Raw genomic sequence first — 24,549 nt, 5'->3', positions numbered from 1 at the left:
GTCTCCCATGTGTGTTTGGAGGTGGGGGTTGTGGTGGTGTCAGTACAGAAACTTAGGCGTTCAACGGCCTAGGAGGTGCCTAGTTGATGCGGCCGGTTTCCTTGCGGTACTGGCGGTAGTAGCGGCGGCCATACTTGACGGAGACGATAGCCAGGATGGCTACGACGACGCTGGCGATGGCGCCCACAATCAGGTTGATCTGGTAGTCAGCACCGGCGGTGCCCTGCGGGTACAGCTTGGTGCCGAAGCCCCAGATCAGGATGCCCAGCGCCGGCAGGATCGAGAGAACCAAGCCCATGCCCACCCAGGTGGAGGTGCGCAGCAAAGAAGAGTGCGGTGCACTGTAAGAAACGGGGTCATATCCCTCGATGTAGGAGTCCTGAATCTTACCGGAGAACTCCGGGTAGGTCTCGCTGTGGTGATCAGCAACTGCCGGGTTGAGGTCGCTCATGGCTGAAACTTTCTCTCGTTCCTGTTAATCCTGTGAATGACTATAGCTTAGTCGTCCTTGCCGCGGAAAGCAGCACGTGCACGTTCGCGGGTAACCGCGGAAACCGCGGTCAGCGGCACACCAGCCGGGCAGACGTCGGCGCACTCGCCGTAGAGCGAGCAGTGGCCGAAGTTCTGCTCCAGATCGTCCACCATGTTGCGTGCGCGGCGGCCACGCTCTTCCTTGCCCAGCGGCATGAGGGAGAGGTGAACCAGCTTGGCGCCGGTGAACAGGTGAGCAGCACCGTTCGGGCAGGATGCCACGCAGGCACCGCAGCCGATGCAGGCGGCGTGATCCAGGGCGTACTCGGAGGTCTCATGGTTGACGTGCAGGGTGTCAGCATCCGGAGCGGTACCCGCATCCATGGACACGTAGCCGCCCTGCTCCATGACGTGGTCCAGCTTGGCGCGGTCCACGATCATGTCCTTGATGACCGGGTAGGCAGCGGAGCGGAAAGGCTCCAGCTTGATGGTGTCGCCGTCCTTGAACTGGAAGAGGCGCTGCTGGCAGGCCGGGGTGTTCTGGCCCGGGCCATGCGGGCGGCCATTAACCAGGAGGCCACAGGTACCGCAGATACCTTCACGGCAGTCGGAAGCGAATGCGAACGGCTCGGTGCCGGCCTCAATGAGGCCGTCGTTGACGTGGTCGAGCAGCTCCAGAATGGACATCTGCTCGGCGGCGTCGTCAACCTGCACGGTTTCGAACTTGCCTTCTTGCGTCGGTCCGGCTTGACGCCAGATCTCAAGTGTCAGTTTCATTACTTGTAGTTCCTTGTCATCAGCGGGATCGAATCAAAGTACAGCGGCTCAGCGTGGCGGATGAACTCGCCCTCAGCAGCGCCCGGCTCCCATGCGGAAACGAAGCACCAGTTTTCGTCATCGCGCTCGGCCTCGCCGTCCTCGGAGAGGTGGTCCTCGCGGAAGTGAGCACCACAGGACTCGTCACGGTCAAGGGCGTCGATACACATGAGCTCACCCAGGTCGATGTAGTCAGCAACGCGCAGACCGTACTCGAGAACCTGGTTCATGTCGTTGGCGTCACCAGTGATGCGGACGTTAGCCCAGAAGTCCTTGCGCAGTGCGCGGACCTTCTCGATGGCAACCTTGAGGTCCTCGACGTTACGGGACACACCACAGCCCCAGTAGAGGATGTCACCCAGCTGGCGGTGGTAGTACGCCGGGCCGTGCGGATCCTCGCCCTGGATGGACATGAGGCGGTCAATGCGAGCCTGTGCGCGAGCAACGGCGTCGTTAGCCTCGGCGGAATCCTCAGCCAGCTTGGCCTCACCCAGGTGGTGCGCCAGGTAGTTCGGGATAGTGAACGGCAGGGTGAACCAGCCATCAACGGAAGCGGACAGCAGGGAGTTAGCACCCAGGCGGTTCGCACCGTGGTAGGTCCAGGAGCACTCACCGGCGGCGAAGAGGCCGTCGATGGTGGTCATCTCGTTGAAGTCCGTCCACAGGCCACCCATGGTGAAGTGGCAGGTCGGAGCGATACGCATCGGGGTCTCATAAGCGGACTCACCGATAGCCTCTTCGTACATTTCGATGAGGTTGGAGTAACGCTCGCGGATCTTGTCCTTGCCCAGACGCTCGATGGCGTCGCGGAAGTCCAGGTACACAGAGTTGTGCAGCGGACCAACGCCTAGACCCTTGTTGATCTGCTGGGAAATGGCACGGGAAGCCACGTCACGCGGGACGAGGTTACCGAAGGCCGGGTAGCGGCGCTCCAGGAAGTAGTCGCGCTCCTCTTCCGGAATCTCGTTGGCAGGACGGTCATCGCCCTCCTTGATCGGAGACCAGATGCGGCCGTCGTTACGCAGGGACTCGGACATGAGGATGGTCTTGGACTGCCACTCGGAGTTGACCGGCAGGCCAGTCGGGTGGAACTGGATGAATGCCGGGGAAGCCAGGTAAGCACCAGCCTCGTACGCACGCATCATGGCGCCAGCGTTGGAGTTCTTAGCCAGCGTGGACATGTGGTAGACGTTGCCGTAACCACCGGTACCGAGGATGACTGCGTGGCCGGTGAAGGCCTTGAGCTCGCCGGTGATGAGGTTACGGGTCACGATGCCGCCGGCACGCTTGGTGCCGTTGTCGTTGTAGGTGATGACGTCCTGCATATCGTGGTGAGCGAAGAGCTCCACGTTGCCCAGGCCAATCTGGCGGTACAGCGCAGACGTGGTGGACAGCTGCAGCTGCTGGCCTGTTTGACCACGGGTGTAGTAGGTACGGGAGACCTGCACGCCACCGAAGGAACGGGTAGCCAGGGTGCCGCCGTACTCGCGAGCGAACGGAGCGCCGATGGCGTTCATGTGGTCGATGACGCGGATGGACTCATAAGCCAGGCGCCAGCAGTCGGACTCGCGGCAGCGGTAGTCGCCGCCCTTGACGGTGTCCTTGGTGTGGCGGTAGGCGGAGTCGTTATCCACCTTCTTGTGGCGGGAAGAGTTCACACCACCCTGCGCAGCAATGGAGTGCGCGCGACGCGGGGAATCGTGGTAGGTGAAGACCTTCACCTTGTATCCCAACTCGCCGAGGGCAGCCGCAGCGGAACCAGCAGCCAGGCCGGTACCGACGACAATGATTTCGAACTTGCGGCGGTTCAGCGGGGAGACCAGCTCCATATGGTCCTTCTGGTAGCTCCACATGTCCTTCATCGGGACGCCGTGCGGCTCGTGGGACTCCAGGATGCGGCCCGGCTTAACGCCCGGGACGATGGACTGCGGGTGCGAGAAGTTCGGGTGCTCGCGCTTGAGTTCAGTATTCGCGTTAGTCATGGGTTCAAAACTCCTTTAGCTGACCCAGCCCAGGGCGACGGACAACGGCATAACGATGTTTGCCAGGCACACGACGGCCGGGACGATGTACGCCAGGATGACAAAGACCTCGCGCCACTTAGCACCGGTAATACCCAGGTCGGAAGCCGCAAGGCGGATGCCGTGGGTCAGGTGCAGGAAGAGGCAGAGCATGGCGACGATGTAAATGATGGTCACCGGCCAGCGGGAGAAGGTAGCGATCATGTTGGCCTTCACTTCACCATGAGCGAAAGCCTCCGGAGCAATCGGCTGAACACCCATCGTCAGGTCCAAGATGTGGAAGACGATGAACAGGAGCAGCACGACGCCGGTCACCAGCATGGTCTTCGTTGCGAAGGAATCCATGCCGCCCATCAGGTTGGTGCGCTTGAACTTACCGCGGGATGCCTTGGAGCGAGCGGTCAGCGCAAAGGCGCCGTAAATGTGGGCGATCACGCACGCCAGCAAGACGATGCGGATGATCCACAGAAGGTGCCCGCTCGGAATCAGCGGATCACCCATGCTGCGCAGGAATGCGCCGTAGGCATCGATGGCTTCCTCGCCATTGTGGGCCGGCAGGTAGAGCTTCAAGTTGCCGGCCATGTGTCCTACAACGAACAGCGCGAAGAACAGACCGGTAATTGCCATCGTCAGTTTCAAAGCCCAGGACGGAATTCCTGGCTTAGGACGAATCGTTTCATTAGTAATGCGGCCGTGAGCAAGGGCTTCACGGTCAGGATTTTTTACAGACATGACACCTCCATTGTCGCCCTTACCTTACGCAGGACTGCGCGCTGACCACTACTTATCCCTTTGCTTTTAACGCCCCCTCCCCCACCTACAGGCCCCTGACAGAAATGAGTTAAGGCAAGGGTTGCCTTAAGTGTCCCCCGACTTATGCCGGTCTACCTTGATCACTTCGCTTTACGCAATATTAACCTTGCGAAAACATTTCGCGGTTGAGACTTTTGTCACAGGGTGTGACTCGAGTGACGACCCTACCCCTTTAGGTGTCAAACTTTCGCTTGGTACACACCCCTCACCGCCCCTTCACGCCCCGCTAACACCCCCACTTCGCAGCGAAGTTAAAATGCTTCACACATTCCTTGCAAAACTATTGTTATGACCGAAAGGCACTAGGTAACCTAGCTCACATGAGCAAGACATACGTAGGTTCGCGCCTGCGCCAGCTGCGCCGCGAACGTGATCTCAGCCAAGCCTCCCTCGCCGCTACGCTGGGGCTTTCCGCTAGTTACGTTAATCAGATTGAACATGACGTACGCCCCCTCACCGTTCCGGTCTTGCTTAGGATTACTGAAGCATTTGGTGTGGATGCCACTTTCTTTTCCCGTGACGATGACTCGCGGCTACTCGCCGAGATTCAAGATGTCGTCCAGGACCAAGAAATCTGCCCCTCCCCCGTGGAATTACAGGAATTGTCCGAACTGGTTTACAACCACCCCACCGTTGCGCGCACGCTCGTCGACATTCACCGCCGCTACCGCAATATCCGCGACAAGCTTTCCCTCGCCACCGATACCCGCCGCTCCGACGGCAACCAGGCGCTGTCCATGCCACACGATGAGGTTCGGGATTTCTTCTACGCCCGCCAGAATTATCTCGATGAGTTAGATCAGCATGCAGAGGCGATCTCCGCAGAGCTCGACGTCGTCCCCTTCCACATCCGCCACATCGAACAGGCTCTGGACGACAGGCTCACCACCCAGCACGGCGTGGAGATCCTCACCACCGATCGCATGGATGGCACGCTGCACCGCTTCGACAAGGACAGCGGGACCCTTCGCCTTGCCAGCCGGCTGAGCGTCGGCCAGCGCGCCTTCCGCATGGCGGCTGAGCTTGGATTCCTCGAAGCGGGCGCGCTTTTCGACGAGCTCGTGGAGGAGGAACCGTTTACTTCAGAGGCCTCCATCAACTTGGCCAAGCGGGGTATCGCCAATTATTACGCTGCGGCCACGCTCCTCCCGTATGGCCTCATCCATAGCGAAGCCGAACAGTCGGGGTACGACGTGGAATACCTCTGCAATGTCTTCGGAGTGGGCTACGAGACGATTGCCTCCCGCCTCTCCACGCTGCAGCGCCCCAACAAGCGCGGCATCCCCTTTACCTTCGTGCGCGTTGACCGCGCCGGCAACATGTCCAAACGCCAATCCGCCACCGGCGTGCACTTCTCCAACTCCGGCGGCACCTGCCCCCTATGGAATGTGTACGAGTCCTTCTCACGCCCCAACACCATTTCCCGCCAGTTGGCGCAGATGCCAGATGGGCGCAATTACCTATGGATCTCACGAACGGTGAGCTACCCACAAGGCCGTTTTGGGGATACGAACAAGCTCTTTTCCATCGGTCTGGGCTGCGAGGCACGCCATGCTAATCGCACTGTGTACGCCCAGGGGCTAGACCTCAATGCCCTTTCCGCCGCCACTCCCATTGGCGCCGGCTGCCGCACCTGCCCGCGCCAGAATTGCTCCCAGCGGGCATTTCCCGCCATTAACGAACAGCTTGTCGTCGACGCCCACCGCTCTGCGGTGGCACCCTATTAACGAAAGCTAGTTAACGGCGTAATCGCGCAGGTTTTAAATCATCCATCTTTACGCCGTTAACGCAGATGAATCTTAAAAGCTGGGGAGCACTCTCCATCGAGCGAAGACCTCCGAAGAAAAATGCTGAGGCAAGAAAGGGGCCTACTTAGTGCGATGAGCTGGAACTATGCCCCGACCCTTCGGCGCTACACAATGTCCTACAATCCCCACCCCATGGTTTTCATTGCCAAATCTGATGGATTTTCCCGACTCGGTTGTTCTATCATGGTCAGCGACCGATAATCACCAACCGAAAGGATTATTATTATGTCCAGCTTTGGCGAGAACTTCCTTGGCCAGATCCAGAAGCTCGTGCTGACGATCGTCAACGCACCGTTCGAGCTGTCTTCCAACCTCTTCGGCTAAGGCCAGTCGCGCTTCGGCGCTAAAACCAGCACTCCCCCTCACCGCCACCGATTCACGTCGATGGGATGAGGGGGAGTGTTCTTGTTTTAGTTCTTAGAGGTTAATCATGTGGCCGCCGATGCCCTCGGCCGCTTCCTTCATTGCCTCAGACAGCGTCGGGTGAGTGTGAACGTTGCGTCCGATCTCCTCTGCGGTGAGATCGAAGCGCTGCGCCAGGGTCAGCTCCGGGAGCAGCTCGGACACGTTCGAGCCCACCATGTGGCCGCCAATGAGCTCACCGAACTCGCCGTCGGCGATGAGCTTGACGAAGCCCGCGGTCTCATTCAGACCAGCTGCCTTACCGTTAGCGGAGAACGGGAAGGTAGCAACCTTGATGTCGCGGTCAGCGAACTTCTCACGAGCCTGCTCCTCGGTGTAGCCGAAGGAGGCCACCTGCGGGTTGCAGAAGGTAGCGCGCGGCATGTTCATGTAGTCACCCAGCAGCTGGGTCTCAGCGCCGGCGATGACCTCAGCAGCCACGACACCCTGCGCCTCGGCCACGTGAGCGAGCTGCAGCTTCGCGGTGACGTCACCGATAGCGTAGATGCCCTCAACGTTGGTGCGCATGCAGTCATCAATAGCGATGGCGCCGCGCTCGGTGAGCTCGACACCGGTGTTCTCCAGACCGTAGCCCTCGGTGCGCGGGGCGAAGCCGATGGAGACCATGCAGCGATCCACGGTCAGCGTATCGGTCTTGGAGCCGTCCTTGGACTCGACCTCAACGGTGACATTGTCACCGTTATCCGTGATGGCGGTGGTCTTGTAACCAGTCAGGAGCTTCACACCAAGCTTCTTGTATTCCTTGGCGATGGCCTTGGATACATCCTTGTCCTCGTTCGGAAGGACGCGGTCCATGAACTCCACGATGGTCACGTCTACGCCATAGTTGGCCAGAACGTAAGCAAACTCCATACCGATGGCGCCTGCGCCGACGATCACCATGGAATCCGGGGCCTCATCGCTGAGGATCTGCTCCTCGAAGGACACGATATTGCCGCCGATTTCCACGCCCGGAAGGGAACGGACGACGGAGCCGGTGGCGATAATGCAGTTGTCAAAGGTAACGGTCTTACCCTTGTCATCGCCCTCGGTAATCTCGATGGTCTTGGCGTCCTTGAAGGAGCCGAGGCCATTGATCTCCGTAATCTTGTTCTTCTTCATCAGGTAGTGCACGCCCTTGACGATGCCCTCCGAGACCTTGCGGGAGCGCTTGTGCGCAACACCGAAGTCAAAGGAAACATTGCCGGAAATACCAAAGGCCTTCGCCTCATGGTTGAAGGTGTGTGCAACTTCAGCGTTCTTAAGAAGAGCCTTGGACGGGATGCAGCCCACGTTGAGGCAAACACCGCCCCAGTACTGCTTCTCAATAACGGCAACCTTCTTGCCCAGCTGGGCAGCGCGGATGGCGGACACGTAGCCGCCGGGGCCCGCGCCGAGTACTACAACGTCAAAATGTTCATTAGTCACGCCCTATAGGATACGTAACTTTGTGCCCGCTGTCCCACCACCCCCATGCTGTGCTCTCGTATCAGTCCATAACATTCCTGATACGCAAGCCACAGTGCACTGATGCGTAGAGGGCACACAACGCACAAAATAACCCCCAACCACCCGAGGGGGCGATTAGGGGGAGAGAAACGTGGGGCCGCACGCCCCGCAGCTGTTTAGTAAAGACCCCAATCCAGGGCGATCTTGGAGGAAGTAGAGGAGCCGGAGTGAGCGAACTGGCCCAGCACCTGGTTGATGGAAACGAGGATGGTGTCAAAGAGGTTCATTCTTCTTCTTTCTGTTGGTCTTCTAGCAGCCTTCACGGCCTCGTGCGATGTCACTATGCGGCACTGCCACCTTCTGCCTTGCAGGACGGCCGCCGCAGTAACGGTCTCCGCATCTGGTTCGACTAACGAATAGGCCGGGCATTGCGTTACATAGCCCACGTTAACGCACGGAAAGATTATGACACGGTTTCCACTTCAATACCACCATTAACTTTAATATCTTGGTATGTTTAAACACGTTACCCTTATCTTGGGGTGCTGAAATTCCCATCTACCAGCACTATTGCCCATCTCATGGGTGGCGTGTCCGGAGCATCTTTTACACTTGCCCCTACATTTCCGCTCATCACTTAGAAAGCGAGATTCTATGAAGATTGCGCGCTCTCTCACGACGCTTGCGGCAGCCACTGCCCTAGCACTTGGCGCCGTAGCATCCCCTACCGCGGGCGCATCCGAGGTCACCCCGGAACAAATCCGCGGTGATGCCACACCGTCCACCATTTCCGAGCTCGACATCTACGGGGAGATTGAAAAGTACCTGCCCAAGGACTCCGCCGGAAACCCGTCGCCCTCCCGCCAAGAATATGAAGACGCCATTGGTAAGAACGTCACTTTTAAGGACGTTGACGTCAATGAGATCCCGGACAGCAAGCAGTGGATGGGCTACGTCCTGAAATACCCGGACTACCGTCAGAGCGTCAAGGCCCTCAATGCCACCGCACCAGCGATGGACCGCACCGTCCCTCTTGCAGTAATTACCCCAGACGGCACCTTTGATTCTTCCCGCCCCACGCTTTATCTGCTCAACGGTGCTGGCGGTGCCGAACAGGGCATGGACTGGCTGATAGCCACCACGCGCGAAGACTTGGATCCCAACAAGGAGGGCACCCAAGAACTCGATGACTACTACGGTGACCGAAACGTCAACGTCGTCATCCCGCAGGCAGGCGCATTCTCCTACTACACCGACTGGGTTACCAGCCCGGACCGCAGCTACCTCAAGGGCCCGCAGAAGTGGGAGACCTTCCTCACCAAGGAGCTACCGGGACCGCTGGAGAAGCACATCAACGCCAACGGCAAGCGCGGCATCGCAGGCATGTCCATGTCTGCTACCTCATCGCTCGTCTTGGCCCAGCACAACCCCAACTTCTATGACGCTATCGGGTCCTTCTCTGGCTGTGCGGCCACCTCGACTCCACTGCCGAACTTCTACACGCAGCTGACCGTGAATCGTGGCGGTGGAAGCACCGAGCAGATGTGGGGACCGATGGGCGGTGACTACAACCGCTACAACGATGGACTCATCAACGCCACAAAGAACAACATGGGTAATTCCCAGGTCTACGTCTCCGCTAACTCGGGGTTTGCCGGAATGAACGATTTGGGTTCGTCCAGGATTGAAAAGCAAGGCCTGGCCGGAGCCTTGAAGTCCTCCTCCACCCTGGTGGTGGAAGGCGGCGTCATCGAGGCAGCGATGAATGCGTGCACCCACGACCTGCAGGCAAAACTGCAGCGCGAAGGTGTCAAAGCGGATTTCAACCTGCGCAATACCGGTACCCACTCCTGGCCGGGCTGGTTCGATGACATCAACTCCTCCTGGCCCACCTTCGCTCGTGCCTTTGGTCTGCCGGTGGAGCCGGTCTCCACGCGGGCGTCGGAAAGCGCGGTGAACACGGACGCTAACGCCAAAGCTGAGGATGCCGATAAGCAGAATATGGAAGAGGCCGAGAACGATCCCAAGACCCCGGCCGACTCCCGGCCAGTAGCCCCTGAGGCCATCGAACAGTAAGCTCAACTCGCCATATTGATTGTTAAATAAGGAACGTAATGAAGCGTCTTAGCTCTCTCCTCGCCGCCGGCGCGCTCTGCGCTGCCGCGCTTATCAGCCCCGTTGCGGGTGCGGCCACCATCACCCCGCAGCAGGTTGCGGGTGACACGCCGCTGTCCACCATCTCGGACTTGAACGTCACCCCGGAGGTGCAGAGCCAGAAGTGGTACGAGCACTTCAAAGATGACGCCCGCGTTCTCAAGCTGGAGGCTACGTCACCGGCCATGAACGGCCGCGCGATTCCGCTGGCTGTTATCCCTGCTAAGAACCCGGACCGCCCGACCTTGTACCTGCTCAACGGCGCCGGTTCCGCGGAGCAGGACTCCGATTGGCTGTACATGTCCGATGCCGTGGACTTCTACGCGGACAAGGACGTCAACGTTGTCGTTCCGCAGGCAGGTGCTTTCTCCTACTACACCGACTGGCTGGAGGAGCCCAACGGCAAGTACCTCAAGGGCCCACAGAAGTGGGAGACCTTCCTGACCAAGGAGCTGCCTGGCCCGCTGGAGTCTCGCCTGAACGCAAGCAACAAGCGCGCCATTGCCGGCATGTCCATGTCCGCAACGTCTTCCCTGCTGCTGGCGCAGCACAACCAGGGCTTCTATGACGCGGTTGGCTCCTTCGCCGGCTGCGCCGCAACCGCCTACCCCACGGAGTACCAGTTCCTGCGCCTCACCGTGAACCGCGGCGGCGGAGAACCGGAACAGATGTGGGGCCCGATGGGCGGTGACTACAACCGCTACAACGATGCCCTGATGAACTCCGAGAAACTGCGCGGCACCAAGCTGTACATTTCCTCCGCATCGGGCTTCGCGGGTGAGCAGGATACCCCGTCCTACTACATGAACAAGGGCTACAGCCCGCTGGCCGCCTACGCGGGTTCGGCACAGCTGCAGGTTGAGGGCGGCATCATCGAGGCCGCGGTCAACCACTGCACCCATATGCTCAAGGCCAAGCTGGATAAGCAGAACATTCCAGCCACCTACAACTTCCGCAACGTGGGCACGCACTCCTGGCCGGGCTGGCGCGAGGACCTGGTGAAGTCCTGGCCCACCTTTGAGGAAGCTTTCAACTCCTAAAAAGTGAGCGGAGCGTGTCGCCCCACGGTCTGGCGCGGCGTGCTCGCTCCCCTGGCTTCGGATAACCCAGACAGGGCGGTAGGATAGCGGCATTATGAAGCTGCTTTCTACCGCCCTTTCGCATATCTCCGCCGCTCGCGACCGCGCTGCACTTACTCGGGATAGCTACACGAGGGTGGATTTCAACCTCGGCTTCGAGGTCACCCACTATGACTTGGACCTGACCTACCGCGTGGAACCCAACATGCTGCAGGGCGAAGCCATCCTCCACATTCGCGCGCTGGAGGACTTTGACAAACTCACGCTTGACCTCGGCGGCGCCATGGTGGCTCGCCGCATCACGGCGAAACACGCACCCCGCGTGGCCAAGTTTCGCCTGTCCGCCGGCAAACTGCGGCTGACCTTTGCCGACACCATCGTGGAGAACCAAGAGTTTGAGCTGCACATTCGCTATGGCGGCTCGCCGCGGCCACTGCGCACTCCGTGGGGTGAAATCGGCTGGGAGGAAACAGATTCCGGCTCCCTGGTGGCCAGCCAACCCAACGGTGCACCCAGCTGGTTCCCCTGCGATGACACCCCGTCGGAAAAGGCCACCTACGATATTCGCATCACCGCTGACGATCCTTTCGTGGTGATTTCCAACGGCAAGCTGGTCTCCCGCCGCAGCGCAGGCGGTTCCATGACGCGCTGGCACTACCGCGTCAAGCACCCTATGGCCACGTACCTCGCCACGGTGCAGATCGGCGAATACTCAGAGATTGACCTGGGCCGAGACGTCCGCGCTTGGGCGCCGGCTCGCCTGAAGCAGGTAGTCCTCGAAGAGTTCGCCCAACAGCAGGAAATGCTGGACTTCTATTCCTCGCTCTTCGGCCACTACCCTTTCCCCGACTACCAAGTGGTCATCACCGATGATGAGCTGGAGATCCCGCTGGAGGCCCAAGGCCTGTCCATTTTCGGATCCAACCACGTCAAGGGCGACCACCTCTTTGAGCGACTCATCGCCCACGAGCTGTCCCACCAGTGGTTCGGCAACTCCGTGGGCCTTAGTGAGTGGAAGGATATCTGGCTCAACGAAGGTTTTGCCTGCTACTGCGAGTGGCTGTGGTTCGAGCACGCGCATGGCCGTCCGGTGCATGAATCGGCGCGTTCGCACTATCAAGTGCTCGCACGCAAGAAGCAGGACATCGTGCTCGGTGATCCGGGCACGCGCGACATGTTCGATGACCGCGTCTACAAGCGCGGCGCGCTGACTGTTCACGCACTTCGCCGCCTCGTGGGCGATGAGGTCTTCTTCCGCACGGTCCGGGATTACCTCACCGCATCCCAGCACTCCGTGGTCACCCCGGAGGATCTCATCAGCCGTGTGAAGAAGGAAGCGGCAGATCCTGCTGCGGTCGATGCTTTGTTGGACGAGTGGCTCAACCACACCGCGCTGCCCAAGTTCCCGGTCTAGACTTGTTCACCATGCGCAGGATGCTTGTTACCGGCGGTGCCGGCTTTATTGGTGCAAACTTCGTGAGGCTCGTAGCCCAGCAACGGCCCGACGTAGACATCACCGTCTTGGACAAGCTCACCTACGCGGGCAACCGCGCCAACCTTGACGGCGTGGACGCCACCCTGGTGGTGGGGGACGTGGCGGATGAGAGGGTCGTCGACAAGCTCGTGGCCCAGACGGATGCCGTGGTGCACTTCGCCGCGGAATCCCACAATGATAATTCGCTGCGGGATCCTTCGCCCTTCCTCCACACCAACGTCATGGGAACCTTCGTGCTGTTGGAGGCCTGCCGCCGCCACGATGTGCGCTTCCATCACGTTTCCACCGATGAGGTTTTTGGTGACTTGGAGATTGGCGCCGATACCTACTTCACGGAGGAGACTCCCTATAACCCCTCTTCGCCCTATTCGGCCACGAAGGCCGGTTCGGATCACCTGGTGCGCGCGTGGGTGCGCAGTTTTGGGCTGCGGGCAACCATTTCGAATTGCTCCAATAATTACGGACCTTACCAGCACATTGAGAAGTTCATTCCGCGGCAAATCACCAACCTGCTTCTGGGCCAGCCCGCCAAGCTTTATGGCACGGGCGAGCAGGTGCGGGATTGGATTCACGTGGATGATCACAACGAGGCGGTGCTTGCCATCCTGGACCGCGGGCGCATCGGTGAGACCTATAACATCGGTGCCGACCAGGAGGATACGAATAACCGCCAGGTCATCGAGATGATCTGTGAGCTGTTGGGTGCTACTGACGACGGCCGCGCGAACTACATCCACGTGGCGGACCGCCCGGGCCATGATCAGCGCTACGCCATGGATGCCAGCAAACTGCGCCGCGAGCTGGGCTGGAGCCCGCGCTACACGGATCTGCGCGAGGGCTTGGCTGCCACCATTGAGTGGTACCGCGCCCACGAGGACTGGTGGCGCCCAGGCAAGGAAGAAGTCGAAGCCAACTACGCGAAGCAAGGACAGTAAATTTCCATGAAGGTGCAGTCAACGGCCATTGAGGGCCTGCTCATTGTGGAGCTCGACGTCCACGGGGATAACCGCGGCTGGTTCAAGGAGAACTGGCAGCGTGAGAAGATGGTGGCGGCAGGTTTGCCGGACTTCCAACCGGTGCAGAATAATGTCTCCTTCAATGCGGAGAAGGGGGTTACGCGCGGGCTGCACGCGGAGCCCTGGGACAAGCTCGTCTCCGTGGCTTCCGGCCGGGCCTTCGGTGCGTGGTGCGATCTGCGCGAGGGCTCTGCCACCTTCGGGCAGCTGGTGACCCACGAGCTGCGCGAAGACGTGGCGGTCTTCGTGCCGCGCGGCGTGGCCAACGGTTTCCAGGCGCTGGAGGCCTGCGCCTACTCCTACCTGGTCAATGACCACTGGTCCCCGGATGCGGACTACACCTGCGTCAACCTCAACATGGTGGACTGGCCGCTGGAGCCGACGGAGATCTCCGACAAAGACAAGGCACACCCCGCGCTTGCCGACGTCTCCCCCATGCCCCCGCGCCGCATCCTGGTCACCGGCGCCAACGGGCAGCTGGGCCGCGCTTTAAAGAAATTCCTGCCCACCGCTGGTCTGGGCGCGGTGGAGTTCTGTGGGCACGAGGATTTCGATATCACCAACCCGCCTGCCCGCCCGTGGAAGCAGTATTCCGCCATCATCAACTGCGCGGCTTATAACGATGTCAACGGTGCGGAGGACGATCGCGCCGCGGCCTGGGCTGTCAACGCTTCCGCCCCGGCGAAGCTCGCGCGCATTGCGGCGGAGAATAACCTGACCTTGGTGCACGTCTCCAGTGATTACATCTTCGATGGCTCTAACGAGGTCCACTCCGAGGATGAAATGCCTTCCCCGCTGTCGGCCTATGGGGCATCGAAAGCCGCGGGCGATACCGCCGCCCAGACCGCCCCGCGCCACTATGTCATCCGTACCTCGTGGGTCTTCGGCGATGGAGCCAACTTCATGGCCACGATGCGCTCGCTGGCGGCTAAGGGGTTCAAGCCCTCCGTCATCCATGATCAGCGCGGGCGCCCCACTTTCGCCGAGGACCTGGCCAAGGGCATCATCCACTTGCTCAAGACCGAAGCCGAGTACGGCGTGTACAACATCTCCAACTCCGGTGATGCGGTGGGACGCGATGAAATCGCCATGGCCGTCTTCACCGGCGTGGGCCAAGATCCCGCCAGTGTCACGCCGGTCAGCACCGAGCAGTACCGCGAGATCGCCGGGCCTGAAGCTCCCCGCCCGAAGGAGTCCACCTTCGACCTGTCCAAGATTGAAGCCACCGGCTTTAAGCCGATGAATTGGCGGGCCGCTTTAGCGCTTTACCTGGGCCTTTACCCGGCATAACACTTAACATAACACTTAGCTTCCCAGGTGTTATGTTGAGTGGGAAGTTAAGTGTTATGTTCGCCAGCCCGCGCCGCCACACCCCGGCGCGGGACCCCTCCGTTAAGCTTGAAGCCCATGAAGGGCATCATCCTCGCTGGCGGTTCAGGGACCCGCCTCTACCCCATCACCAAGGGCATCTCGAAGCAGCTCATGCCCATCTATGACAAGCCGATGGTCTACTACCCTCTGACCACCCTGATCCAGGCCGGCATACGCGAGATCCTCATCATCACCACCCCAGAAGACCAGGCCGCCTTCCAACGCCTGCTTGGCGACGGCTCCCAACTAGGCCTCATGCTGCACTACGCGGTCCAACCCCGGCCCGAAGGTTTGGCCCAGGCCTTCCTCATTGCGGAGGACTTCATCGCCGAGGATGACGTGGCCCTCGTTTTGGGTGACAACATCTTTGACGGCCACGGCTTCTCCACGGCGCTGAATGAGTGCAGCCACCCGGGCGGCGGCATCATCTTTGCCTACGAGGTCTCCGATCCGCAGCGCTATGGTGTTGTCGAGTTTGATGAGTCTGGCCAAGCCCTGTCCATCGAGGAAAAGCCCGCCGCGCCCAAATCCAACCACGCCGTGGTGGGCTTGTATTTCTATGACAATTCCGTGGTGGAGATTGCCAAGTCCATTACGCCCAGCGCACGCGGGGAGTTAGAAATCACCACCGTCAACGAGGAATACCTGCGCCGCGGGCAGCTGCGCGTCAAACGCATGCAGCGCGGTGATGTCTGGCTGGACACCGGCACAGTGGACTCCATGAGCGAGGCCTCGGCCTACGTGGAGGTAATGCAGAAGCGCACCGGCACCGTCATCGGCTCGCCGGAGGTTGCCGCCTTCGAGGAGGGCTTCATCGATGCCGCCGCACTCACCGAGCTGGCCGAGCCCCTCCTGAAGTCCGGCTATGGCCGCTATCTCCTGGCCGCTGCCCAAGAGAGTTGAGGCCGAGGTGCATTTCGATCAAATAAGGACCGAAAACCCACGGGATCTGGGACCTAATTTGATCGATCCGTACTTGCCAAAGCGTCCCCACGCAGTATCAGAAGCCAGCATCACCCAAACGGGCCTAGACGCGTTAAGGTAATCGCATGCCTACTTCATCCTCTCGCCCCACCAGCGATCCCAAGAAATCAGCGCTATCCACCATCAGCCCCGTGGCGTGGGGCCTGTTGGTGCTCGTTGTCATTCTGGCCGTCATCATCGGCTTCCTTCTGGCAGAGCGCAATTCTTCCGGCGATGCCGGGACTCAAGCGGCGCAGGAGACTTCGACGAGCGCGGCGCCCACCGAAGACTTGGCAAAGGATGCCGACAAGGCCACGCCCGGCACGAAGTTCTCCGACGGGAAGGGGGACCCGATGGTATTCGGCCCCGGCGGTGACACCAAGAGCGGCGATATCACGGTGGTGCACCGCAAGAAGGAGGATGATCCTTTCGCCGTGGGAGCGGTGGATGCACCCGTGGTGATTTCGGAGTTCTCCGATTTCGAGTGCCCGTTCTGCTCCCGCCATGCCAATGTCACTGAGCCAGACCTCCTCAAGAAGTACGTGGAGAAGGGCCTGGTGCGCATCGAGTGGAATGACTTCCCCGTCAACGGCCCTGCCGCCGTCGAGGCTGCTAAGGCCGGGCGCGCGGCCGCGGCACAGGGCAAGTTCCAGGAGTTCAAGCACGAGCTCTACTCCGCTAGCAAGGACATCAGCGGCCACCCGGAATTCGGCATCGAGGACTTCATGAAGTTCGCCGAGAAGGCCGGCGTTGCGGACTTGGATAAGTTCCGCCAGCAGGCCACGGATGATACCTACACCGAGGTCATCGAGAAGGCCACCAGCTACGCCTCCCAGATTGGTATTACGGGCACCCCGGCCTTCGTGGTGGGGGATCAGTTCATTGGTGGAGCGCAGCCACCGGAAGTCTTTGAGCAGACCATCCGGGAACAGCTAGGGAAGGCGGCCAATGGATAAGCCGCCACTCATCGTGTGGATCTTCATCGCGCTCGTGGTTCTGACCGCGTTCTTAGGCGGCTATGCAGTGGGGGTGAGCGTATGAGTATCGGAGTTTTTGGCGCCGTCATCGCCGGTGTGCTGACTCTGATCAGCCCCTGCTCAGCGCTGTTGGTGCCAGCCTTCTTTGCCTATGCCTTTGAGTCGCAGCGCCAGCTGCTGCTGAAAACCCTGGTCTTTTTCTTAGGCCTGTGCACCACGCTCGTTCCCATCGGCATGGGTCTGGCTGCAATCCTCGCACAATACCGCGGCCAGGTCATCACGGTGGCGGGCTGGATCATCATCGCGCTGGGGATCTTTACCGCCTTGGGCGGCGGTTTCCGCATCCCCGGTATGGATGCCCTGTCCGGTAAAGCACGGGGCAAGGTGTTTCTGCTCGGCGCGGTGTATGGCTTCGCGGGCTTTTGCGCGGGCCCACTCTTAGGTGCTGTGCTCACCACTGCAGCCGCATCAGGCAGCGCACTCTACGGCGGGATCATCATGGTGGCGTATGCCGCGGGCATGGCCGCACCGCTCTTTGTTCTGGCGGCGCTGTGGGAGCGCCTCAATGTGGGCTCGTGGTCCTGGCTGCGCGGGCGCGAGGTGGTCCTCGGCCCCGTGCGCACGAACACCTTGTCCATTGTGTCGGGCGCGTTCTTCGTGCTCATCGGCGCGCTATTCATTGCCAGCTATGGCACCGCGACCTTGCCCGCGGTCTTGAGTACGGATGCGCAGTTCGCGGTGCAAGAAAAAGCCCGCGCTGTGAGCGCGGGCGTCGCTGACGCGTGGGTATGGTTCGGGCTCTCACTTGCCGCCACGGTGGTGGCAGGCATCAAGGCTGCCCGCACCCCGGCCTAGTAGCCGCGTGCGATGTATTCGTCGATACGCGCAGCCTCAGCACCAATGGTGGTCTCGTCGCCGTGCCCCGGCAGGACGCGGGTCTCCGGCGGAAGGTTCAGCACTCGGTTGCGCAGGGACTCGATGATGACGTCGAAGTCGGAGTACTTGCGGCCGGTGCCACCGGGCCCGCCATTGAAAAGGGTATCTCCCGACAGAAGCGTGGCTTCGTCCGCGATGTAGAGCACCACGCACCCTGGCGAGTGACCAGGCGTGTGGAAGACCACGAAGTCACTATCGCCCACGGTGAATAGCTGGTTATCCTCCAGCGGAACGAAGGTCGCACCCTCGTGCGTTTCCTCCCACAGCGGGCGGTCATCCGGGTGGAGGTACACGGACACGCCGAAGTGCTCAGCCACCTGGGGCGCGAGCTCGCAGTGGTCGTTGTGCGCGTGGGTGAGGATAACGCCCTTAACGGTGCGCTTTCCTACCTCGTCGATGACGCGCTCGGCGTCGTGGGAAGGATCGACGATGTAGCACTCGGCGTCGCTTGACGCGCCGCCTGCGGCCAGGATGTAGACGTTATTGTCCACGTCCCACTCACCGCCATCCAGGCGGAACTTTCCTGAGGTTACAAACTGTTCGATAATCATTTACAGCTCCACTACGGATCGAAGTACCTTGCCAGCCTTCATGGTAGCGAAGGCCTCCTCCACGTCGTCGAGGCCAATGCGCTCGGACACGAAGTCCTGCAGCGGGAAGCGGCCCTGCAGGGAGAGGTCAACGTACATGGGGAAGTCGCGCTCCGGCAGGCAGTCGCCATACCAGGAGGACTTGAGGGAACCGCCGCGGCCGAAGAAGTCGATGGCTGGGACGTCGAAGCGGCTGGTGAGGTTCGGGACGCCCACCATGACCATGCGGCCGGCCAGGTCGCGGGAGTAGAAGGCCTGGCGGGTGGTGGCTGGGATGCCCACGGCATCGATAGCCACGTCGGTACCGAAACCATCGGTGAGCTCGCGGACCGCCTCGATGACCTCGTCCTCGGACTTGTCCTTCGCCGCGATGGTATGGGTCGCACCGAACTGCTTGGCCAGCTCCAGCTTGTCCGGATCCAGGTCCACGGCGATGACCTTCGAGGCACCCGCCAGCACCGCGCCGGCGATGGCTGCCATGCCGACACCACCGCAGCCGAAGACCGCGACGGACTCGCCGCGCTGGACATCCGCGGTGTTGACCGCAGCGCCCAGGCCGGCCATCACGCCACAGCCCAACAGGCCCGCGGCGGCCGGGTCTGCCTCCGGATTGACCTTGGTGCACTGGCCTTCATGAACCAGGGTCTTCTCGGCAAAGGAGCCGATGCCGAGTGCCGGGGTGAGCTCGGTGCCGGCATCCTTATCCCCGTCGGCAAGCGTCATCTTCGCGGAGGCGTTGTGGGTGTTGAAGCAGTACTTCGGCTCACCCTTCTTACAAGCGCGGCACTCGCCGCACACCGCGCGCCAGTTCAGGACCACGAAGTCCCCGACCTCAACGTGAGTGACAGCATCGCCCACACGCTCCACGACGCCCGCCGCCTCATGCCCAAGCAAGAACGGGAAGGCATCCTCGATATCTCCATCGCGGTAAGCCAGGTCGGTGTGGCACACGCCGCAGGCCTGAATCTTGACCACGACGTCGTGCTCACCCGGAGCGGGCACAACAATGTTCACGGTCTCGACGGGCTCGCCCTTCGCGCGCGCAATCACGCCGCGGACAACCTCCGAGCCTTGCTGGGAGTTATTTTCATTTAGGTTTTCATTAACAGTCATGTCCGCGAGGGTACGCGAAAGGCCCAGGCAACGTTGCCCGGGCCTTAAAGTCATAAGAACGCGTTTCTAGAAGCTCGCGAGATGGTTGGCCACAAACTCGTGACCACGAGCATTGATATGCAGCGGTAGGTTGCCCGGGCCGGCAGAGAAGTCCACCAGACCTGCCCACAGCCGCTTATCGGCATCGGCACACATACCGCGATCCCAGGTCATCGGCTTCATATCCACGAACTCGGTGCCGGTCGCGTGCGCTAGGTCCACCTGCATCCACTGCGTGACGTTTTCATAGCGCTGCACCATCGGCAGGGCCGTAGCATCGGCTGGCTTCGGACCAAAGTGGAGGAGGCAGTAGCGGTCACCGGAGCCGATGGTCGGATAACCCACGATCTGAATGCGGGCATTGGGGGCCGCCGCACGAATCTTGTTGATAATCGGCGCATTTGCGCCAACAAAGCGGGCGCGCATGTCGGCGTCGGAAAGCTGGGCATTGTTATACGTATCGTTAAAGCCGCCCGCATAGAGCACGCGCTGGGTGTCCGGGCTGAGCGCACCGCGGCGGATGGCATCATCGACCTGCGCGTTCATCTGCGGACCCTGAGACATCGAGACCGCACCGGAGCAGGAGAAATCCGCCACCGGCATGCCCAGCTTGGACGCGACGCGCTTGGCGTAGTTATTGCCGGAGGGACAGTCGAGACTCGGGTTGCGGTTAGAGGAGCCAAAGCGCGAGGAGAGGTAAACATCCAGCTGCGGATCCGCCAAAACGGAATCACCAAAGGCGACGAGGTTTCGCTCGCCGGCGGCGGCCTGCGGAGCCTGGGACAGGCCTACTGCCACGAGGAGGGAGGCGCAGAGGGCAGTGATGCGCTGAGTAAACTTCACGTGACTGATGTCCTTTCAAGAAAAGGGTATGTTCTTAACCGAAACCATATTAAACTAAGCTAGCAGTTAATCTTGTGTAACAATAGCAACAACTGTAACAATTTGCCGTTTTAAAAACAGGCGCGTTAGCCGCCTCCCCCGTAACCTTCTACCTCTTCCCTACGATGAGAACTCTATGAAGCTTTCTGATCTCACCTTCCATGCCGCCGCTCTCGCGCGTTTTGTCCCCGCCCTCTTTCGCGCCGGCCTTATTAGCCCCGCTGGCGGCCCACGGGCAGTACTCTCCACCGCGCCGGTTCTCGCCCGCTACCGCTTCACCACCGCCCGCGAGGTGGAGCAGGCATACCTGACCTGCCCAGAACGCCTAGCGCTTATCGACGACGACGGGGCCCTCACCTACCGCCAGCTGCGCGAACAATCCCAGACCTTCGCGCGCTGGTTGCTCTCCCTGGGCCTCGACGAGATCCGTCTCGGCGTCATGGCCCGCAACGGCCGCGGCATTATCACCCCGCTGGCCGCCAAAGGTTATGCCGGAGCGCATATCTTCCTGCTCAACGTTGGCTCCTCCCCTGAGCAGCTCGCCGGATGCATTGAGGAAAACCGCATCAACGTGCTCGTTATCGACGATGAATTCGTTGACCGCCTTGCCCCCGCAGACAGCGCTAGCCCCAGCCCCGTTGCTGGCTTGCAGGTCGTGATTGGTCATGAGTCCGGCGAGGAGATCCCAGCTGAGCTGGCCGAGACCCCGACCCTGCGCCAGATCGTGGTGAACCCGCGGGACGTCGAGAAGCAGAAGCTTCCCACCTGGCCCAAGCACGGGCATATCGTGCTCATGTCCTCCGGCACCACCGGCATCCCCAAGGGCATTATGCGCCCAGAGCCCACGCTGCCTGTGGTGGTTGCCTCCATCGTGGATGCGGTGCCGTGGCGTGGGGACCAAAAGGTGCAAATGACCGCCTCCATCTTCCACACGTGGGGCTGGGCCTGCCTCAACATCGCGCTGGGCCTGCGCAACACCATTGTCACCCGCCGCGTCTTTGACCCGGCGGCCGCGCTCGATGACATCCAGCGCTACCAACTTGATGGCCTGCTCTCCTCCCCCGTTTTCTTCCGCCAGATGGTGCAGGCCGACCCAGATTCGGCCTATGACACCTCCAGCCTGAAGTTCATTGCTTCCGCAGGACATGCGCTGACCCCGGAGATCGTCAAAGAAACCCACGAGCGCTTCGGCCCGATTCTCTGCAACGTCTATGGCTCCACGGAGCTGGCGCTGGCATCGACGGCCACCATGGAAGAGGTGGCTAAGGACCCGACTATCGGCGGCAAGATTGCCTCTGGCACGAAGCTGCGCATCCTCGATGAGGATGGCAAAGAAGTCCCGCGCGGCGAGGTCGGCGAAATCTATCTGACCAACTCCACCGCACTCATTGGCTATACCAACCCGAAGATTCCGCTCAACAAGGTTGATGGCCTCATCTCCATCGGGGACTTGGGTTATATCGACCCCGAGGGCTACCTGCACGTGGTGGGCCGCGCCGATGACATGATCATCGTCGGCGGCGAGAACGTGCACCCGCAGTCGGTGACGGAGGTGCTTGAAACCATGCCGGGCATCGCGGAAGTGCATGCCGGCGGTGTGGAGGATGAAACCACCTTCCAGCGCATCGCCGTGTGGGCCGTGACCACGCGCGATTCCTTGGGCAACACCGTGACTGCCGACGCCATCCGCACCTGGGTCCGCGAGAACCTCGCCGACCATTCCGTGCCGCGCGATGTCCACTTCCTGGACAAGCTGCCGCGCAATGCCACGGGCAAGGTGGTGCCGCGCCTGCTGAGCAATACCGACTAGCCGGCTTCTTCACTCCAGATTTCCCGGCTGAAATAGGGCCCTCCGAGCCACAACTGCCCGAGTTGCCAAAACCTTCGCTCCTCACCGCAGGGAGCAACGTTGTTTTTGGCAACTCGGGCAGTTTTTATATCTGGGATTTGGCCCCGCCGGCCCATCCCTTGAGATGGGCCGAATCAGGTTAGTTGCTGCGCTTGACGGTGGCCGCAACCTCGCCCGGTTGGACATGCCCCTCGCGAGCGATGTCGACTCCGGCGACTTGCTTGGCCGTCGGGCACACCACCGGGGTGATGAGGTTGACGCCGCGCTCGCGCAGCTTCTGCGCCTCCACCGCGATGATCGGCGTGCCGGCGGTGACCGTATCGCCCTTCTTGGCCAGGGCCGTGAAACCTTCGCCCTTGAGCTCCACAGTGTCGATGCCGATGTGGATAAGCAGGTCTAGGCCATCCGCGGTCTGCATGCCGAAGGCATGGCCCGTCTTGAAGACCATGGTGATGGTGCCATCTACCGGAGCGCAGACGTCGAAGGCATCGACGGCGTCTGGCATGACTGCGAAACCTTCGCCCACCATGCCCTGTGCAAAGGACGCATCCGGGACCTGGGAGAGCTCGACGACGTCTCCGGCGAACGGGGCACGCACGTCGACGTCGGCGGCATCACCGCCAGCGGTATCACCGCTGACGCTCTGAGCGGAAGCGGCGCTGGCCGGCGCGCTGGCTCCAGCCGCGCTCGCAGCACCCGCCGTGGCCAACGCCGGAGAACCGTGACGCAGCTGGTGACTGACCTCGTCATACATGAATTGTACGGCCGGGCCCACGATGACCTGGACGCTCTTCTCCGAGGGGTGGATGACGCCGGAGACGGCGGCGCGCTTGATTACGGAGTCGTCGACAAGCGCGCGATCCTTGACGCCCACGCGCAGGCGCGTGGTGCAGTAGTCCAGGGAGTCAATGTTGTCCTTGCCGCCGAGGCCTTCGATGATGCGCGCGGCATCGGCTGCGGTCTTGTCATCACCGCTGACGGAATCCGCCGCGTCGTCGGTCTCATCCTCGCCGCGGCCCGGCGTCTTCAGGTTCAGCCAGCCGATGAGGAAGTAGAAGATGACGAAGTAGAGGAAGAAGAAGCCTACGCCCATGACCAGCAGCATGTACCACTTGTTGGCCAGCGGGTTCTGGGAGGAGAGCAGCATATCCACGAAACCGGCGGAGAAACCGAAGCCGGCGGTCCACTCCATGGCGGAGGCGATGAAGACGGACAGGCCCATCAGCAGCGCGTGCACCACGTAGAGCAGCGGGGCGACGAACATGAAGGAGAACTCCAACGGCTCGGTCACGCCGGTGAAGAAGGAGGCCAGGGCACCAGCGGCCATGAGGGAGCCGACGACCTTGCGCTTGCTCTTATCCGCGCGCAGGTACATGGCGAGTGCCGCACCCGGCAGACCGAACATCATGACCGGGAAGAAGCCCGCCTGGTAGCGGCCCACGACGCCCTCGACCGTGCACTGGCCGTTGGCCCAAATACCCGGGCAATCAGCGGCAGAGGTCGCGGCCGCGGCGGCGTCGATGGTGGCCTGGCCGGCCTGGAAGTTACCGATGTCGTTGATACCGATGACGTCGAACCAGAAGACGGAATTCAGCGCGTGGTGCAGGCCGGTCGGGATGAGCAGGCGGTTAGCCACGCCGTAGATGCCGGCACCCGCCGCGCCCAGCCCCTGGATGGACGTACCGAAGTTGAACAGCGCGTTGTAGATGAACGGCCACACAAAGTAGAGGATGCCGGAGACAACCATGGCGAAGATCGCGGTAAGGATCGGCACCAATCGGCGGCCAGAGAAGAAGGCGAGGAAGTCCGGCAGCTTGGTGCCGTGGAAACGGTTATATACCCAGGCCGCCATGATGCCGGCGAGGATGCCGAAGAGGACGTTGCCGCCGCCCACAGCATTCCAGCCCTCCGCGGCCCATTCCAGCGCCTCATCGCCGGTCAGCGCGGTGGGATCTTCGATACCACGGTAGCCGGCCACGGCCTCCGGGCCCAGAAGTTTCATGAACGTGGCAAAGGCCAAGAAACCAGACAGTGCCGCGGCACCGTTGGAATCCTTGGCCAGGCCGAAGGAAATGGCGATGGCGAAGATCCAGCCCAGGTTAGCCAGCACCGCATCACCGGAGCTGATGAGCAGCTGCGCGGCGAGGTTATCCGGGCCGGCGGCGCTGGAGATCCAGTAACCAACACCGCAGAGGATCGCCGCGACGGGCAGCACCGCCACGGCGCCCATGAGCGCTTTTCCGAGCCGCTGCAGCGGCCCCATGACATCGACTTTCATGCGAGGAGTCCTTTCACACTAGTAAGG

The 24,549-nt window shown here is 61.2% G+C and carries 19 protein-coding genes; 10 read left to right on the top strand and 9 right to left on the bottom strand.

The annotated features are described in order from the left end of the window. Positions 1-79 precede the first annotated feature (79 nt). Genes HWX44_RS11965 through HWX44_RS11950 form a run of 4 tightly spaced genes read right to left on the bottom strand, consistent with a single transcriptional unit; the run spans position 80 to position 4,040 of the window. Complete coding sequence (locus HWX44_RS11965; RefSeq protein ID WP_049157597.1) at positions 80-451, bottom strand: membrane protein; 372 nt, start codon at positions 449-451, stop codon at positions 80-82. Positions 452-498: 47 nt separating this feature from the next. Then, complete coding sequence (locus HWX44_RS11960) at positions 499-1,248, bottom strand: succinate dehydrogenase/fumarate reductase iron-sulfur subunit (RefSeq protein ID WP_046647843.1); 750 nt, start codon at positions 1,246-1,248, stop codon at positions 499-501. After that, positions 1,248-3,269 carry a fumarate reductase/succinate dehydrogenase flavoprotein subunit gene (locus HWX44_RS11955; RefSeq protein ID WP_102234667.1) on the bottom strand — a complete coding sequence of 674 codons (2,022 nt, stop codon included), beginning with the start codon at positions 3,267-3,269 and terminating at the stop codon, positions 1,248-1,250. The genes HWX44_RS11960 and HWX44_RS11955 overlap by 1 nt, the downstream gene beginning before the upstream one ends. A 15-nt stretch (positions 3,270-3,284) precedes the next feature. Next, a complete protein-coding gene (locus tag HWX44_RS11950) occupies positions 3,285-4,040 on the bottom strand; it encodes a succinate dehydrogenase cytochrome b subunit (RefSeq protein ID WP_046647845.1) in 756 nt (251 codons plus the stop codon). Positions 4,041-4,441: 401 nt separating this feature from the next. Here HWX44_RS11950 and ramB point away from each other — a divergent pair, with 401 nt between their 5' ends. Further along, positions 4,442-5,848: an acetate metabolism transcriptional regulator RamB gene (gene ramB, locus HWX44_RS11945; RefSeq protein WP_175974862.1), complete on the top strand. Its 1,407-nt coding sequence runs from the start codon at positions 4,442-4,444 to the stop codon at positions 5,846-5,848. A 498-nt stretch (positions 5,849-6,346) separates the two neighbouring features. Here ramB and lpdA read toward each other — a convergent pair whose 3' ends face one another. Next, positions 6,347-7,759, bottom strand: coding sequence for a dihydrolipoyl dehydrogenase (gene lpdA / locus HWX44_RS11940; RefSeq protein WP_175974861.1), 1,413 nt, complete (start codon positions 7,757-7,759; stop codon positions 6,347-6,349). A gap of 675 nt (positions 7,760-8,434) precedes the next feature. Here lpdA and HWX44_RS11935 point away from each other — a divergent pair. From HWX44_RS11935 to HWX44_RS11900, 8 genes are all read left to right on the top strand, one after another. Beyond that, positions 8,435-9,856, top strand: a complete 1,422-nt coding sequence (locus tag HWX44_RS11935; RefSeq protein WP_070511291.1) for an alpha/beta hydrolase — start codon at positions 8,435-8,437, stop codon at positions 9,854-9,856. Positions 9,857-9,894: 38 nt separating this feature from the next. Next, positions 9,895-10,974 carry an alpha/beta hydrolase gene (locus HWX44_RS11930; protein WP_070511289.1) on the top strand — a complete coding sequence of 360 codons (1,080 nt, stop codon included), beginning with the start codon at positions 9,895-9,897 and terminating at the stop codon, positions 10,972-10,974. A 94-nt stretch (positions 10,975-11,068) separates the two neighbouring features. Next, positions 11,069-12,427 (top strand): M1 family metallopeptidase, encoded by a 1,359-nt coding sequence (locus HWX44_RS11925; protein ID WP_049157605.1) that lies wholly within the window; start codon positions 11,069-11,071, stop codon positions 12,425-12,427. Between the two features lie 20 nt (positions 12,428-12,447). Further along, a complete protein-coding gene (rfbB, locus tag HWX44_RS11920; protein ID WP_175974872.1) occupies positions 12,448-13,443 on the top strand; it encodes a dTDP-glucose 4,6-dehydratase in 996 nt (331 codons plus the stop codon). Positions 13,444-13,449: 6 nt separating this feature from the next. After that, positions 13,450-14,814, top strand: a complete 1,365-nt coding sequence (locus tag HWX44_RS11915; protein WP_175974859.1) for a sugar nucleotide-binding protein — start codon at positions 13,450-13,452, stop codon at positions 14,812-14,814. Positions 14,815-14,931: 117 nt separating this feature from the next. After that, a complete protein-coding gene (gene rfbA / locus HWX44_RS11910) occupies positions 14,932-15,798 on the top strand; it encodes a glucose-1-phosphate thymidylyltransferase RfbA (RefSeq protein ID WP_175974857.1) in 867 nt (288 codons plus the stop codon). Positions 15,799-15,944: 146 nt separating this feature from the next. After that, complete coding sequence (locus HWX44_RS11905) at positions 15,945-16,814, top strand: DsbA family protein (RefSeq protein WP_175974854.1); 870 nt, start codon at positions 15,945-15,947, stop codon at positions 16,812-16,814. A gap of 81 nt (positions 16,815-16,895) precedes the next feature. Then, the gene (locus HWX44_RS11900) at positions 16,896-17,690 is read left to right on the top strand and encodes a cytochrome c biogenesis CcdA family protein (protein ID WP_071406792.1); all 795 of its coding nucleotides are present in this window, start codon (positions 16,896-16,898) and stop codon (positions 17,688-17,690) included. Here the strand turns inward: HWX44_RS11900 and HWX44_RS11895 are convergent. From HWX44_RS11895 to HWX44_RS11885, 3 genes are all read right to left on the bottom strand, one after another. Beyond that, complete coding sequence (locus HWX44_RS11895) at positions 17,687-18,322, bottom strand: MBL fold metallo-hydrolase (RefSeq protein WP_175974852.1); 636 nt, start codon at positions 18,320-18,322, stop codon at positions 17,687-17,689. The genes HWX44_RS11900 and HWX44_RS11895 overlap by 4 nt on opposite strands. Further along, a complete protein-coding gene (locus tag HWX44_RS11890; RefSeq protein WP_175974850.1) occupies positions 18,323-19,474 on the bottom strand; it encodes an S-(hydroxymethyl)mycothiol dehydrogenase in 1,152 nt (383 codons plus the stop codon). Between the two features lie 66 nt (positions 19,475-19,540). Beyond that, positions 19,541-20,356 (bottom strand): GDSL-type esterase/lipase family protein, encoded by an 816-nt coding sequence (locus HWX44_RS11885; RefSeq protein WP_070517148.1) that lies wholly within the window; start codon positions 20,354-20,356, stop codon positions 19,541-19,543. Between the two features lie 175 nt (positions 20,357-20,531). Here HWX44_RS11885 and HWX44_RS11880 point away from each other — a divergent pair, with 175 nt between their 5' ends. Beyond that, positions 20,532-22,205, top strand: coding sequence for an acyl-CoA synthetase (locus HWX44_RS11880; RefSeq protein ID WP_175974848.1), 1,674 nt, complete (start codon positions 20,532-20,534; stop codon positions 22,203-22,205). 178 nt (positions 22,206-22,383) lie between these two features. Here the strand turns inward: HWX44_RS11880 and nagE are convergent, their stop codons facing one another. Then, positions 22,384-24,522 carry an N-acetylglucosamine-specific PTS transporter subunit IIBC gene (gene nagE, locus HWX44_RS11875; RefSeq protein WP_175974846.1) on the bottom strand — a complete coding sequence of 713 codons (2,139 nt, stop codon included), beginning with the start codon at positions 24,520-24,522 and terminating at the stop codon, positions 22,384-22,386. Between the last annotated feature and the right edge of the window lie 27 nt (positions 24,523-24,549).

Source organism: Corynebacterium sp. Marseille-Q2823, from assembly GCF_903645345.1.
GTDB lineage: Bacteria > Actinomycetota > Actinomycetes > Mycobacteriales > Mycobacteriaceae > Corynebacterium > Corynebacterium hiratae.
This window is presented reverse-complemented; position numbering and strand designations above follow the sequence as displayed.

Excerpts from the sequence above, each read along its gene's own strand:
- HWX44_RS11965 (WP_049157597.1), bottom strand. The coding sequence starts at position 451 with ATGAGCGACCTCAACCCGGCAGTTGCTGATCACCACAGCGAGACCTAC.
- HWX44_RS11960 (WP_046647843.1), bottom strand. The coding sequence starts at position 1,248 with ATGAAACTGACACTTGAGATCTGGCGTCAAGCCGGACCGACGCAAGAA.
- HWX44_RS11955 (WP_102234667.1), bottom strand. The coding sequence starts at position 3,269 with ATGACTAACGCGAATACTGAACTCAAGCGCGAGCACCCGAACTTCTCG.
- HWX44_RS11950 (WP_046647845.1), bottom strand. The coding sequence starts at position 4,040 with ATGTCTGTAAAAAATCCTGACCGTGAAGCCCTTGCTCACGGCCGCATT.
- ramB (WP_175974862.1), top strand. The coding sequence starts at position 4,442 with ATGAGCAAGACATACGTAGGTTCGCGCCTGCGCCAGCTGCGCCGCGAA.
- HWX44_RS11935 (WP_070511291.1), top strand. The coding sequence starts at position 8,435 with ATGAAGATTGCGCGCTCTCTCACGACGCTTGCGGCAGCCACTGCCCTA.
- HWX44_RS11930 (WP_070511289.1), top strand. The coding sequence starts at position 9,895 with ATGAAGCGTCTTAGCTCTCTCCTCGCCGCCGGCGCGCTCTGCGCTGCC.
- HWX44_RS11925 (WP_049157605.1), top strand. The coding sequence starts at position 11,069 with ATGAAGCTGCTTTCTACCGCCCTTTCGCATATCTCCGCCGCTCGCGAC.
- rfbB (WP_175974872.1), top strand. The coding sequence starts at position 12,448 with ATGCTTGTTACCGGCGGTGCCGGCTTTATTGGTGCAAACTTCGTGAGG.
- HWX44_RS11915 (WP_175974859.1), top strand. The coding sequence starts at position 13,450 with ATGAAGGTGCAGTCAACGGCCATTGAGGGCCTGCTCATTGTGGAGCTC.
- rfbA (WP_175974857.1), top strand. The coding sequence starts at position 14,932 with ATGAAGGGCATCATCCTCGCTGGCGGTTCAGGGACCCGCCTCTACCCC.
- HWX44_RS11905 (WP_175974854.1), top strand. The coding sequence starts at position 15,945 with ATGCCTACTTCATCCTCTCGCCCCACCAGCGATCCCAAGAAATCAGCG.
- HWX44_RS11900 (WP_071406792.1), top strand. The coding sequence starts at position 16,896 with ATGAGTATCGGAGTTTTTGGCGCCGTCATCGCCGGTGTGCTGACTCTG.
- HWX44_RS11895 (WP_175974852.1), bottom strand. The coding sequence starts at position 18,322 with ATGATTATCGAACAGTTTGTAACCTCAGGAAAGTTCCGCCTGGATGGC.
- HWX44_RS11890 (WP_175974850.1), bottom strand. The coding sequence starts at position 19,474 with ATGACTGTTAATGAAAACCTAAATGAAAATAACTCCCAGCAAGGCTCG.
- HWX44_RS11880 (WP_175974848.1), top strand. The coding sequence starts at position 20,532 with ATGAAGCTTTCTGATCTCACCTTCCATGCCGCCGCTCTCGCGCGTTTT.
- nagE (WP_175974846.1), bottom strand. The coding sequence starts at position 24,522 with ATGAAAGTCGATGTCATGGGGCCGCTGCAGCGGCTCGGAAAAGCGCTC.